12 protein-coding genes and 1 tRNA gene are annotated in these 13,504 nt (G+C 52.2%); 4 read left to right on the top strand and 9 right to left on the bottom strand.

What is annotated here, in order from left to right:
* Positions 1 to 56 precede the first annotated feature (56 nt).
* The 8 genes from cueR to ACIRQ6_RS17975 form a co-directional block, all read right to left on the bottom strand.
* A complete protein-coding gene (cueR, locus tag ACIRQ6_RS18010) occupies positions 57 to 440 on the bottom strand; it encodes a Cu(I)-responsive transcriptional regulator (protein WP_420861999.1) in 384 nt (127 codons plus the stop codon).
* A gap of 128 nt (positions 441 to 568) precedes the next feature.
* Positions 569 to 1,642, bottom strand: coding sequence for a DUF2793 domain-containing protein (locus ACIRQ6_RS18005; protein ID WP_420861998.1), 1,074 nt, complete (start codon positions 1,640 to 1,642; stop codon positions 569 to 571).
* Between the two features lie 80 nt (positions 1,643 to 1,722).
* Complete coding sequence (locus ACIRQ6_RS18000) at positions 1,723 to 4,017, bottom strand: calcium-binding protein (RefSeq protein ID WP_420861997.1); 2,295 nt, start codon at positions 4,015 to 4,017, stop codon at positions 1,723 to 1,725.
* Positions 4,018 to 4,146: 129 nt separating this feature from the next.
* The gene (locus tag ACIRQ6_RS17995) at positions 4,147 to 5,595 is read right to left on the bottom strand and encodes an ArnT family glycosyltransferase (RefSeq protein WP_420861996.1); all 1,449 of its coding nucleotides are present in this window, start codon (positions 5,593 to 5,595) and stop codon (positions 4,147 to 4,149) included.
* Positions 5,588 to 5,893: a lipid-A-disaccharide synthase N-terminal domain-containing protein gene (locus tag ACIRQ6_RS17990; RefSeq protein ID WP_420861995.1), complete on the bottom strand. Its 306-nt coding sequence runs from the start codon at positions 5,891 to 5,893 to the stop codon at positions 5,588 to 5,590. The genes ACIRQ6_RS17995 and ACIRQ6_RS17990 overlap by 8 nt, the downstream gene beginning before the upstream one ends.
* Before the next feature lies 1 nt (position 5,894).
* On the bottom strand, positions 5,895 to 6,614 hold the full coding sequence (locus ACIRQ6_RS17985; RefSeq protein WP_420861994.1) for a glycosyltransferase family 2 protein: 720 nt from the start codon (positions 6,612 to 6,614) through the stop codon (positions 5,895 to 5,897).
* 1 nt (position 6,615) lies between these two features.
* On the bottom strand, positions 6,616 to 7,644 hold the full coding sequence (locus ACIRQ6_RS17980) for a LacI family DNA-binding transcriptional regulator (RefSeq protein WP_420861993.1): 1,029 nt from the start codon (positions 7,642 to 7,644) through the stop codon (positions 6,616 to 6,618).
* 707 nt (positions 7,645 to 8,351) lie between these two features.
* A tRNA-Leu gene (locus ACIRQ6_RS17975) sits at positions 8,352 to 8,438 on the bottom strand.
* 185 nt (positions 8,439 to 8,623) lie between these two features.
* Here ACIRQ6_RS17975 and ACIRQ6_RS17970 point away from each other — a divergent pair.
* Positions 8,624 to 9,607, top strand: a complete 984-nt coding sequence (locus ACIRQ6_RS17970) for a complex I NDUFA9 subunit family protein (RefSeq protein WP_420861992.1) — start codon at positions 8,624 to 8,626, stop codon at positions 9,605 to 9,607.
* On the opposite strand, the gene ACIRQ6_RS17965 is transcribed toward ACIRQ6_RS17970, so the two are convergent.
* Positions 9,604 to 10,407 (bottom strand): undecaprenyl-diphosphate phosphatase, encoded by an 804-nt coding sequence (locus ACIRQ6_RS17965; protein ID WP_420861991.1) that lies wholly within the window; start codon positions 10,405 to 10,407, stop codon positions 9,604 to 9,606. The genes ACIRQ6_RS17970 and ACIRQ6_RS17965 overlap by 4 nt on opposite strands.
* A 213-nt stretch (positions 10,408 to 10,620) precedes the next feature.
* Between ACIRQ6_RS17965 and ACIRQ6_RS17960 the strand changes: the two genes are divergently transcribed.
* From ACIRQ6_RS17960 to ACIRQ6_RS17950, 3 genes are read left to right on the top strand one after another with little or no spacing between them, the layout of a single operon-like run.
* The gene (locus ACIRQ6_RS17960; RefSeq protein WP_420861990.1) at positions 10,621 to 12,054 is read left to right on the top strand and encodes an NAD(P)-dependent oxidoreductase; all 1,434 of its coding nucleotides are present in this window, start codon (positions 10,621 to 10,623) and stop codon (positions 12,052 to 12,054) included.
* 7 nt (positions 12,055 to 12,061) lie between these two features.
* A complete protein-coding gene (locus ACIRQ6_RS17955) occupies positions 12,062 to 12,739 on the top strand; it encodes a hypothetical protein (protein ID WP_420861989.1) in 678 nt (225 codons plus the stop codon).
* The gene (locus ACIRQ6_RS17950) at positions 12,736 to 13,503 is read left to right on the top strand and encodes an alpha/beta fold hydrolase (RefSeq protein ID WP_420861988.1); all 768 of its coding nucleotides are present in this window, start codon (positions 12,736 to 12,738) and stop codon (positions 13,501 to 13,503) included. Before ACIRQ6_RS17955 ends, ACIRQ6_RS17950 begins: the two co-directional genes overlap by 4 nt.
* The last annotated feature ends 1 nt before the right edge of the window (position 13,504 follow it).

The following is a 13,504-nucleotide window of genomic DNA, read 5'->3' as shown; positions in this document are numbered from 1 at the left end:
CACTTAGGACGTAGCGTGGGAAGCCTAAATGCCTCCTGTCTTTGGCGAAATCGACGTTAAGCCAGATAGCTGATAATAGGGCAATCCGGCCGATCATCGCCATTGCATGAATTCACCAAATGAGACAGCTCATCGTGCAATTTTTGCAACTCGGCTTGCTTGTCACGGATATCCTGCAAGCGGTTGGAGGCAATTGTTTTGACGTCATGGCTGGACCGATTGGCATCTTCGTAAAGGCCCAGTAATTCGCGGCATTCATCAATAGAAAACCCAAAGGCCCGCGAGCGCCTGATGAACCCAAGTTTGCGCACAGCCGGCTGATCATAAGACCGGTACCCTGCCTCAGTCCGACTGGAGGCTGCGACCAAACCGATGTCAGCATAATATCTCACAGTTTTTACAGGCAGACCCGACGCCTTGGCAGCAGCTGAAATATTCATGGATGCGTCTCCGACAAGGAAGTGTTCGGACAACAGGTAGGGATCAGGCACGCATGCTTCAAGTTTACTGCTGTGGTCGCACTATAAATTCACCAGACGTCAGGGACACACAAACGAGGTGTTGCTTATCAGCCGATTTTGTAGCCCCAGAAGACACTGTTGTCGGCTTTGAAATAACCAGAACCAAGACGGAAATAACCCTGCAGCTCGACCGTGTCACCGGCTGTGAGGTGCACAAGTGTGTGCAGACCAAGACCCGTCAGATTATGTGTTGGTTGCGATGCTAACTCGTTCGAACTGCCTGCTACTTCATCGGTGCCATTTTTGACAAAGCGGCCACGCAGCCGAACATTTGATGTGATGTCACGCTTGAACGCCAGAAACCCACCAAACGCATATGTTCCGTCCAAGGGTGCTGTAAACAGCGAGGTTGCAGGATCAAACACGCCTTGATCGTTGAATTCCGTCTGGTTGATGGCGACCTTTACCCATGTGGCCTCTGCCGCAAGATTGTCGAAATTCGTCGAGGCCCGAAAGCGCGGCAGGTTAGGCTGAACCAAAACGCCCGAAGGCGCATCAACCTCAAATGCATCTTTGAATGTTGTGCCATCCGTCGTGGTGGCCAGGCGAACCGTATCAGATCCAAAGCTGCCAAACACAGCATGGGTCGCATAGCCCGTTTGAAACGTAAATCCTGCATCGTCACTGCTGGTTTCTTTGTTCAATGCTTGGACCACATCACCTGTGCCGCCATTAGCGGCCTCGGTTGCAGTCCAAAGCGCACGGTTCAACTTGGCACTAAACGGGTTGGTCGCATCCGCAGTGGTCCCAATTCCCAACTCTGGCAAATTATTTAATGCCCCAAGGGCTGGCCCCCAACCCTGATCTGTAAATAGCATCACAATGGCTTGATCCTGAACGTATCCTTGCCAGCCTAGATTTGGCGTCGCAAACCGCCATCCGCCCTCCACCTTGGTGGCCACATCATCCGCATGATCCGCCCAATCGCCATTAGCAGCAGCGGGGATAATGTAGCTATCGCCAAGCTCCGCATCGGTTGGCGCGTTGGTACTTGTTGCACTGATAACTGTCAGTTGCACCAGAGTATCAAGCGTGCTGATCGCCTCGTTGTGAGTGATATGTTTTTGTGCCTGAGCCGGTTGGATAAAAGGCAAAGAAAGGCTGATGCTACGTTCGGACATGGGTCGACCCTTGGATGACTGCGTTTGCCCAAACCTGTGCAACAATGCTTAATAAGCCTTCAGCCCTCCGTGCGCTGGGTCTACATGACATCCACATCATTGTAGAGTTTGCTCAGATCCGTAACGTTCAACAGCGTCAACTCATGACCCCCTCCAAAATCAAAGACGGTCGTATCACCGTGCACAGTCGCATAGGTATCAACGATCATCTCGCCACTCATCTGAGCGTCCGACAACAAATTCCCGTCGATCAATATCGTATCGCGATTGTTGACCAGATCCGTGATTGTGTCTTTATCTTCGCTAAAGATGAATACGTCCTCTCCGGACCCTCCGGTCAAGACATCATTGCCCTTGCCGCCGCTGAGTGTGTCGGCGCCGTTGCCTCCGGTGATAATATCTTGCCCCGAATTTCCAGACAGATGATCACGGCCATTGCCGCCACGCAGATCATCGCGGCCGGAATTGCCAGAAATCGTATCATTGCCTTTGCCACCGCGGATCGCATCATTGCCACCACGACCCTGTAGGGAATCATTGCCACGCTCGCCCATCAGATCGTTGTGTGATCCATCGCCAAACAACCGGTCGCGGAAATCCGACCCCAAAATATGTTCGACAGACTCAAACAGATCGCCTTGGGCCTCGCCTGTGTTTTTGGCCATGTCCTTCATATCAACGGTTATGCCAACGAACGCCGCAGAGTAGTCCGCGCAATCCTCGCCGTCGCCGCCCTGCAACAGATCCGCACCACCATTGCCACGCAAAATATCATTGCCGTTTTGCCCCAGTAACGTGTCATTACCCAAACCGCCCACAAGGGCATCCGCCTGACCGCCACCAGTCAAAACAAGATCCTGAGGCGTCAAACCGATTGTCATGTGGGTCAGTGAAATAACATCCATGCCTTCGATGTCGGACTGGGTCAGGCTCTGCCCGTTGGACGTATAAATCCTAAGGGATTCCCCAAAGAACGTCAGGGTCGCCCCATCCCCATGGGACGCAATATCAAGTTGATCGGTATTACGAAACAGCTGGTAGTTCGACAGATCAAGCCGGTCAATGCCAACCTCAAAATCAGTGATCACGTCAAAATCATTGTCGTTGCTCAGAACAAACAAATCAGATCCCGCACCACCTGTCAGGACATCTTGACCCGAACCATCGACCAGCGTGTCGCTGCCACCCAAGCCAGAAATTACGTCGTTCCCGGAACCGCCGGACAGCAGATCGCGGTTCGAGGAACCGATGAGTGTGTCCGCAGTAAACGACCCTTGTTCCACCAAGCCCGTATTCCCCACGTCATAGACAAAATGACTGACACCAACATCGTTTTGCCCAGCAGCGTAAATGTGAATCTCGGTTCCATCGACATAGGCATCGATGCCACTTACGCCGTCCAAGGCACTGTAGGTCTGATCCGCAATCGTGTCGCGATGCAGCAAAGTACCATCTGGCATCAATTCCAGAATGGTCAGCCCATCATCAGCACCACCCACAACCACAAAGGCCCGTTCGCCGACAGTCGCCACTTCCATTGCTGGCAAGTTTTGAAAGCGCGTTGTCAGTTCATCAAACACGTGATCCGTCGTGCGCAGCGTCCCGTCGTCCAACACCTCAAAGATCGTGATGCTGGAACTTCCTGAACTGCCCAAAACCAAAAAGTTCATGCCATCGACTTGGACCTGTTCCAAATGACGTGGTGTGGCAATGCCCAAATTTTGTTCTATCCCAACAGACGTCAACAGCTTGGGCACACCATTTGGTTTGATCTGATACACGACGATTTCTTGGTCCTCTTGCGATGTCGCATAGAGAAAACTCTGATTGCTTAGACTGACAGTTGCAAAGGCACCTACATCACGGGTTTGGCTATCCCCGTCTAATGCTCCCGCTGGATGCACTTGTAAATCATCCGACGAATCCAGCTTAAATAGTTCGAAACCGCTGGTATCTTCCCGCGCACCGTAAACATAAGATCCGCCATTGATCTGAAAACTAATTGCCGCTTTGAAATTTCCCAAGCCGCTGGTGGCCGCATCAAAGGATGTATCAGTCTGCAACGTCCCATTGCCTGACACCCCCATGGCCGAAAACACCGTTGTAGACGTCCCTAGGGCTACGGCGTTCATGCCAGTGCCAATATCCAGAAACTGCAGACCATAAGGGGTGCCTTGGGTCGAAAAGACCTCCTGATCAATAAAGTTGAACCCACCACCTGAAGTGATCTGATAGGCTGTGATCAGTCCATTGGCCTGGCTCGTCACATAAGCAAACCAAGCGCCAGATACATCACGTATCTGAACGTCGGAAATGCCGGTCACCTGCGATGAATGCGTGCCGGCATAGGTACCAATGAATGTAAAGCTAGCCACCAATAGAACTCTTGTTGCGTCGTTGCCTTCAAGAGATGGCTGAGGACTTTGGTCCTAGTGTTCTGTAGTGGCGTTGGAATTTAGACCTTTGTCGAAAAGTCTAACAACCTTTTAATCAATTCTCACCGTTTAGCGGCGGTCAAAGCATGTGCTAGGGGCGATATAGCCAATAAAAACATCGTCTTTGTAATGCCCCCGATTGTTCTGGAACTCAGCCACCTTTTCCGCGACGCATGGCAGTTCTTTTCGGGCATGCAGCACCAACAACATCGTCTCATTTGGGTGGGGTGCGACCAAAGGATAGGATAGCGCGTAGTGGTTCGCTGCGCGCGCTTTTGGCGGGGTCGAGCGGATGATCAAAGGTTTGTCCCGCAATGTGTAAAACATATCTGCCAAGACATCGCGATTGCGGGCCACAATCAAACTTTGACTGTTTTGTTCGGCAACCTCGAAAATATCAAGGCTCATTTTTTCGATATCAACGTAGCGGGCCATAACCAATGATCGGCCGTCAATACTGAACTTATCTGCGTTCACAACCGCTAAAGGCAAAAGAACCGAAAGAGCACCATTAATCGCAAACGACAGTATTAGCAGATACTTATGGCTCAGTAGGACCGGCAAGACCACAACACTTGCAGCCAGATAGGCCGCTGCAGCCCAATTTGCATAAGCTTGGGACAACACGGCTTGCATGCACACCAACAGCACTATTGGAATCGAGAAAACCAGCAAAGCGGATCGATAGGGTGGCCTGTAAGATCGAAAAAAGCCGCAGCCAAGCATCACAAAAACCACAAACAAAACTGGGCCGAATACCGCCAATTGGGCCGCTAGGAATTCCAGAAGGCCCGGGAAGTTGATGCTGGCGTTTTCGCTTGGATCTCGAACCCAATCTGCGTTGTCTAACGTGTGCTGTGCTGTTGAAAATCCGTTGGCAAAATTCCATAGGACATTGGGTGAGATCACCAAAAGGAAGGCACCTAAACCGGACAACCAAACGGGCGCCTGCATGCGGTATCGCGGCAAAAACACAGCTGCACAACATGCGCAAAGGATATAATAAACGCCTGCATATTTTGCCATCGCCGCGCATCCCAAAAGCCCCCCTGCAAACACAATCCAACGGCGATGGTCCGTTTCGAAATATCGTAGATAGCATGCCAATGCCCCGGCCAAAAACGGGAACATAATCGTATCCGTTGAAATCAATGTGCTGCCAACGACCACTAAAGGCAGAGTGGCATAGCCAACGGTCACGACCAAACCCGCTTGAACAGACACATACCGTCGGGCGATAGATCCCAAAATCAGAGCCGTTATCCCGTGAAGAATAGGTGCAGGCAGCCGAACCCAAAATGCACTGTCGCTGCCAGCAACATCTGTCACTGCCCGGATCACCCACCCGATGAGAGGCGGTTTGGAATAATATCCAAAATCAGGGCTTTGCCCCCAAAACCAATATTGGCTTTCATCCACAAAAAGATCGATTTGTGCAAAGTACAGCGTGATGACACGCAATGACGTCAAGGCAAGCACAAAGGCAATTGCCCAGTTCCAAAGTCGGATATTAGGCACCTTTTGCCTCGGCGCGAATAAGCCAGAGGTTGCGAAGATAGATAAACAGGCCCATCGACTGACCCAGAATGAATACGGGATCCTTCCGGTAGATCGCGTAGGCCAACAAAACAGCTCCTCCGGCAATCGACAAATACCAAAACGCCAAAGGGATCACAGACTTGCGCTGCCTTTCAGACGCAATCCATTGCACCAAGAAACGCCCGGTGAACATCAATTGGCCACCCAGCCCGATTACGATCCACCAAAACTCAGTCCAGCTGTGAACGTGCAGAAACTCAAACAGCCCCTCAACCATATCAATCCAATTCCTTGGGATATGCCTTCTTGCGGCGCTTGATCAACCACGCCACGCCAATAAGATCATAGACCCCGACCAAGGCACGGTTCAAATTTGAATAGTTCGAGTTGCCAGATCCACGTTCGCGATGCGTGACATCGACCAATTCGATCTGCCAGCCATCACGCTTGAACAACGCTGGCAAATAGCGATGCATGTGATCAAAGTAAGGCATCTGTAAAAACACATCACGTCGAAAACCTTTCAGCCCACAACCGGTGTCTCGGGTGCCATCATTCAACAGCCATCCACGCAGGCCATTTGCCAATTTTGACGCCAGCTTTTTCGATTGGGTGTCCTGCCGGTCAACCCGCTGACCCGCCACCAGCGCCAAAAGGCCCGTTTCATCAGCCAACAGTGGGCGATACAGCTTGGGGACTTGGCTGGCCGGGTTTTGACCATCTCCATCCAAGGTGCAAACAATGGCAGCCTTAGCCGCCAAAACCCCGGAATGTACGGCCGCACTCTGTCCGCCAGATTTCGTATTTTGCAAAACGCGCAAAGTCGGAACAGTTGCCTGCAAATCCCGCAGTGCCTGATCCGTGCCATCCGTGGACGCATCATCAATTGCAATAATCTCAATGCGGACATCGTGACATTCCGCAACAAGCGCGTTGATCAAATCGGGCGCATTTCCAACTTCGTTCTTCATTGGAATAACAATCGATACATCTGTCATCTTATTTTCGCTTCAACGTGTCCCCAAGGGACAATTTTGGGGTCAGGACGTGCGAAACAGGATCCTGTACAGCCCCTTCTGTCCAACGATCCGCAACGATCTGAGCAGCCATTTGACCGATGTCTTTGCGACACGCATCCATAGTTGCAAGGCGTTTGGGAAGGCCATCGATCAAGTCGACCCCATTAAACCCGGCAAGCCCGATTTGGCCTGGAACATCAATGCCTTGTTCTAGCAGCCACAGCAGTCCGCCTGCCCCGATCATGTCGTTGGAAAAATAGATGAAATCCAAATCCGGAGACCGTTCCAGCATGGCTTGGGTCATCTCGCGCCCTTTGGCCAACGCGGATCCACCGGAATAGAACTCGCGATCTGCGATCTCGATCCCGCCTTTTGCCAAGGCTTCGGTAAAGCCTTCGAAGCGCTTTCGCGCACGGTGATCCAGTGGCATTTGCGTGCCCATAAATCCAATCGAGCGATAGCCGTATTTCAAAATAGCCTCGGCCATCTTGCGGCCCGCACGGCGGTGCGAAATACCTACCATGGAATCTACAGCCAGCCCATCAACATCCATAATCTCAACGATCGGGATACCAGCATTTGCCATCATCGCACGGGCAGAGTCCGTGTGTTCGACCCCTGCAATAATTACGCCAGACGGACGCCATGACAGCATCTCGTACAGAACCGCTTCCTCTTTTTCTGGTAGGTAATCGGTGATCCCAATCACAGGCTGAAGATCCGTGTTCTCAAGATGTTGCGAGATCCCAGTCATCACTTCTGGAAACACCATATTGGACATGGAGGGGATAATCACCGCCACCAAATTGACCCGCTGTGAGGCCAAAGCGCCAGCAATCTTGTTTGGCACATACCCCAAGGACTTGGCCGCAGCTTGGACTTTTTCGCGGGTAGCGATGCTGACATCACCCCTGTTGCGCAAAACGCGGCTGACCGTCATTTCGCTGACACCCGATGCTTCTGAGACGTCGCGCAGGGTTAACGGCCGTTTTGGAGGAACCTGTGACAAATTTCATCTTGCCTTGATAGTGTTTTCCAACCCTTGTTAGCCGCTAACGGAAAGATTGTCCAAGCCCCGTTGCAACCCAATTTCAACTGCCGCGCCTAACATCAATATGGTTAAGGCAGCCCCACAACCCGAACCGTTCCCTGAATAAGAGGTCAAGACTTTGCGACTGAGTGAATACGCTGTCGCAAACCATCAATAGGGATTGATCCATTCCAAGCAGAACATAATTCGCACCAAATTCATGCACCACTTCCCATTTATGGTTATCAAACTGGGGTGTGTCCCCTTTGAACAACGGCTTGGCGGGAAACAATGGGATCGCGTCCGTCGCGTGCATCTATTTGCGCATCGATTGCCAAGTCACGACCCTCAGCCATGGAAACATCTGGCCGTCGACCCAATCCCATTTTCGCGCCACTTCCCATCAAAATAAACTGCAAAACACAGCCTCCCAGATCATGGGCAGTTCTTAACGAAATTAGGCCCTTTGCCGTCAAAATGGCTGTCCGGCCCTAAATTCTTCGCTTTCATCTAAGTTAGAGCATAGAAGCCAGTCATATCCCACTGTTCCACATCAAGCCCAGCCCATCTTTTGGCCCACCTTTGCCTTCTCGAATTAGCGATGATCTATGAGCAAGATTAGTCAAAAACATACCAATAAAACAAAGGTATTTAACGTATCCATGCGAGCTTATGAAGGGTTTTAGTGGTGCCCAGAAGAGGACTCGAACCTCCACGTCCATACGGACACTAGCACCTGAAGCTAGCGCGTCTACCAATTCCGCCATCTGGGCACGGGTCTGGTGAGTGCGGCGTTTAAGCCGCGCGGGCATAGCTGTCAATGCGATTCCCGTGTGGTCAGATCATAAAGTCTAGCCAAATTCAGGAAATCTTAGTCCAGGTGGGGCCAAATGTAACTTGTCTGAGCTTGCCTGCATCGGTACACCCTTGACCAGCCAACCATTGCGGGAAACTTTCCATGTCCAAGCTTGTTACGATTTACGGCGGTTCCGGTTTCATCGGTCGCTACATTGCACGCCGTATGGCCAAAGCGGGCTGGCGTGTGCGCGTGGCGGTTCGTCGTCCCAACGAGGCAATCTTTGTAAAACCCTACGGGGTGGTTGGCCAAGTTGAGCCAGTTTTGTGTAACATCCGCGATGACGCCTCGGTAGCACAGGTTATGCAAGGAGCGGACGCAGTGGTAAATTGCGTCGGTATTCTGAACCCTGTGGGAAAAAACAAATTCGATGCGGTACAGGCTGATGGAGCCGAACGTATCGCCCGAGCCGCTGCTGCGGCCGGTATCACCAATCTTGTCCAGATCTCTGCGATTGGCGCCAATGAAAATTCGGTCAGCGACTACGCCAGAACCAAGGCATTGGGTGAAGACGCGGTCATGACCCATGTACCGACGGCTGTAATCCTGCGGCCCTCCATTGTATTTGGCCCTGAGGACCAGTTCTTTAACCGCTTTGCTTCTATGTCGCGGATGGGACCAGTTTTGCCCGTCGTTGGCGCCGACACCAAGTTCCAACCAGTGTTTGTAGACAACGTCGCCCAAGCCGCCGAGATGGGTGTGCTCGGCCAAGCCGATGCTGGCATCTATGAATTGGGCGGACCACGTGTCGCCAGCTTTCGCGAGCTGATGACACTTATGTTGGCCGTAATCCGGCGACGTAAGCTGGTGATCAATGTCCCGTTCTTTGTGGCAACGCTGATGGGCTTTGGCTTTGACGTTTTGCAAAAGCTCAGCTTGGGCCTGTTCACAAATTCCATGATCACCGTCGATCAAGTCCGAAACCTGAAAAACGACAACGTCGTGTCCGACGGGGCCAAAGGATTTGCCGATCTTGGTATTCAGCCGACTTCGATGGAGACGATCTTGCCAGAATATCTGTGGCGGTTCCGCCCCTCCGGCCAATACGACGCTATCAAAGAATCTGCAAAAGATTTACGGCTTTAAGTGTAGGCAATGGCCAACAAAACAATGCCCAAAAGAATTCTATAAATCACATAGGGTGTGAAACTAATGCTGCGCAGTAAGCGCATCATCAAACTCAGCGCCAGTAGTGCCGCCGCAAAAGCAAACACGATCCCAAAGGCTGCGTTCCTCAACATCTCGGCATCTGCCTGACCAACCACATCGAGACCCAAGAGCGTGCCACTTGCGACAATCGTTGGGATCGACATAAGCATCGCCAGTTTTGCAGCACTGCTCCGATCATAGCCCAGAGCGCGTGCGCCCGAAATTGTAGCACCGGACCGGGACGTACCCGGTATCAACGCAATTGCCTGCCATAGGCCCAAAACGATTGCGTCCTTCAGGCTCCAATCGGTATCGGCTTTGCCTGTCCCTCCACTACGATCCGTTAGATAAAGGACAGCGCCAAAGATGATCATGGCCCATCCGATCACAGTGATCGATCGCATCGCACTGCTCAGCCCGGTCAGCTTCAGCACCAATCCCGCAAGAATGACTGGGATGGTCGCGACCAATAGCAAAAACGCTAATCGCGCCCCGGGTGTATCGATGTTTCCAGACAGCATGCTCGGAATGCCGGCAAGTGCCATCCGAACGTCTTTCCAAAAATACAGAACCACAGCAAAGAGTGTGCCGACATGCACGGCTACATCCAAAGCGAGTCCCTGATCTTGAAGTCCCGTCAATTGAGGCAAAAGAATCAGGTGGCCGGACGAAGACACCGGCAAGAATTCGGTCAGACCTTGAATCACCGCGAGGATAAATATGTGAACGATGGACACGCAGCTTTGCCTTTTTCTGGATGGCGCTAGTTTAAAGGCTTGAAAAATAATAGAAAGAGTCAATAAAGGTAACTTATACTGACTTATATTTAGGAAATTTGGCCACCCTAATTCTACCACGCCTAAAATTATTTTAAATTAGGTCAGTAGAATTGTCTTTTATTTTTCTGAACAGCAGCTTAAACAAGCGTCTCGGAGTGAATGGAGGACGTCATGGCCAGCCAAAAAATGCTTAAATTCGTCAAGGTGGAGCGCGATATGCCCGCCAAGCGCGCACCAGACTTGCGCCGGCAGGACTTTGGCGAAATCTATGGCGAATATGCCAAAGCAAAAGCGGAAGAGCAATCCAGCCGCTGTTCGCAATGCGGTGTGCCTTACTGCCAGTCTCACTGCCCATTACACAACAACATCCCCGATTGGTTGAGATTGACCGCAGAAGGCCGGTTGCAAGAGGCCTATGAAGTCTCTCAGGCGACAAACACTTTCCCAGAAATCTGTGGACGGATCTGTCCGCAGGATCGGCTGTGTGAAGGAAACTGCGTCATTGAACAAAGCGGGCATGGCACCGTCACTATCGGCTCGGTCGAAAAATACATTACTGACACGGCTTGGGAAAATGGCTGGGTGAAACCCGTCGTGCCTGCTGTCGAACGCGCGGAAAGCGTTGGTATCATTGGGGCTGGGCCGGGCGGCTTGGCTGCCGCTGATATGCTGCGCCGTCAGGGATTTCAGGTAACCGTTTATGATCGCTACGATCGTGCCGGTGGCTTGCTAACCTATGGCATCCCCGGCTTCAAATTGGAGAAAGACGTTGTAGTGCGTCGCAACGACCAATTGGTGCAATCGGGCGTCGAGTTTGTTCTCAATTGCAACGTGGGGGACGACATCAGTTTTGACGCGATCCGCGGCAAGCACGATGCCGTCTTGATCGCCACAGGCGTCTATAAAACCCGCGAGCTCAAAGCACCTGGTGTTGGCGCCGAAGGTACTGCACGCGCGATTGACTATCTAACAGCAAGCAACCGCAAAAGCTTTGGCGATGATGTGGCCGAGTTCAACTCGGGCGAATTAAACGCCGAGGGCAAGCGCGTTGTTGTTATCGGTGGCGGCGATACAGCCATGGACTGCGTTCGTACAGCCATCCGACAGGGGGCCACCTCGGTGAAATGCCTCTACCGTCGTGACCGCGCAAACATGCCCGGATCACAACGCGAAGTTGCCAATGCCGAAGAAGAAGGCGTTGAATTCGTCTGGCTCAGCGCCCCCAAAGGCTTTGTCGGTGATCCTGTAACCGGCGTTATGGTCCAGAAAATGCGCCTCGGCGCGCCCGATGCTACGGGGCGTCAAATGCCAGAAGTTATTGAAGGCGCCGATTATGTGGAAGACGCTGATCTGGTAATCACAGCCCTTGGTTTTGAACCAGAAGATCTGCCAAAGCTGTGGGGCGTAGACGGTCTGGAGGTCGCGCGTTGGGGCACGATCAAGGCGGACTACAAAACCCATGCGACCAGCCTGCCGGGCGTCTATGCCGCCGGCGATATCGTTCGCGGTGCCAGCCTTGTTGTTTGGGCCATTCGCGATGGTCGTGAAGCTGCGGAAAGCATCATGCAATATATTGCCGAAACAGGCCAAGTTGCAGCGGAATAGACACTATATGCGTCGCACTTTTGCATTCCTCATTGCGGGGTTCTGCCTGCAAATAGCCCCTGCGGCGGCAGCGGAATTTGTGCCGCCTGCGGGTTGCACTGGCACGTTTACCGTCCAGTTCAAAGGCTGCATCATGCTTAATGTTTGGCAGTGTCAGGATGATCAAGACGGGGACCAATGGGTTGGCCTGTTCACATCCAATGGGCTGCGTAGGCTGCGCAAGATAGACAGCGAATTTCAGTGGCTTGAAACCTACCATGTCGGATCTGGCTTGGTCGAACGTATCGAACAACCCGCCCCCGACCCAGAGAACCTGACTGAACTGATGCGAGACGGTGTCGACACCTATGATTTCACGATCACCGAAACAGGCCCCACTGCGGGACCAAATCAGCGCTATGTGGGCTATGATCGGCTGTCCGGCGAGACAACTGTCATCGATGGCGAAACTCTGTTGAACACCGAATATGCCTATGATGTGCTCACATCCGATGGCGAAGTCACGCGGCAACGCATGGGTGCGCAATTCGTCCATCCAACGCAACGGTTATTTTTGTTTGGAACATCCCAAAATGCAGATGGCAGCGAGGCCTCCGACAACCGCCCAATGAGTTTTGCCCACCCAGGTGACACAGACTTTTTCCCGAATTTTCCACTTTTTGATTGCGGGAGTGTCACATCGTGAACGCCGACATTATCGCAATCAAACCCCATCTGAACCAGAGCAATTTGCACAGTTGGCAGTTCGATGCAGGCAGCGAAACAGCATTCGTCACAATTTCCGGGATTGGGTACCCAGATGCAGATGTACCGTCCTACGAATTCGCCCGGTGTGCGACAAATCGTGGGACACGGTCGGCCGTGTTCCTCTCAGACCCACATCGCAGTTGGCTGGCGTCGGACAGATTGATCGAAGCAATGGCACAGGCCATTGAGGCCTTCAAAGCCAGTGTCGGGGCCAAGCGCATTATTGCCTTGGGCCACTCTTTGGGTGGGTTTACTGCGCTGGTTCTACCAGCTTTCACTCAGATTGATCGCGTGATTGCGCTAGCCCCACAGTTGTCCGTCGATCCATCCATTGTGCCAAGTGAAACCCGCTGGCAGCGGTACTTGGCAAAAATCACGGATCACCGCATCAAGCTGGCAAGTGATTTCATGGTGCCTGACACACATTACACAATCGTCCATGGCCAACACCCGCGCGAGGCCGTGCAACGAAACTTGGTCCCACAGGCCCCGAATATCTGTCACTATGTAATGCCAAAAACCAATCACAATGTGCCGCAACGGCTCAAACAGATTGGCAAGCTAATCCCCTTTGTAAATGCAATTGCCTCAGGGCAAGACCAGACTGCACAACAGATCATGCAGACGCATTTTCAAGTCGAACCAACACCAAAAAAAACCCACCAAAAGCCGACACTGTCGCCCCTATTGGAAGGAAACTAAG

It is taken from the genome of Algirhabdus cladophorae (assembly GCF_044772865.1).
GTDB classification, from domain to species: Bacteria; Pseudomonadota; Alphaproteobacteria; order Rhodobacterales; family Rhodobacteraceae; genus Algirhabdus; species Algirhabdus cladophorae.
Note: the sequence above shows the minus strand (reverse complement) of the source record. Positions and strands in the feature narration are given on the sequence as shown.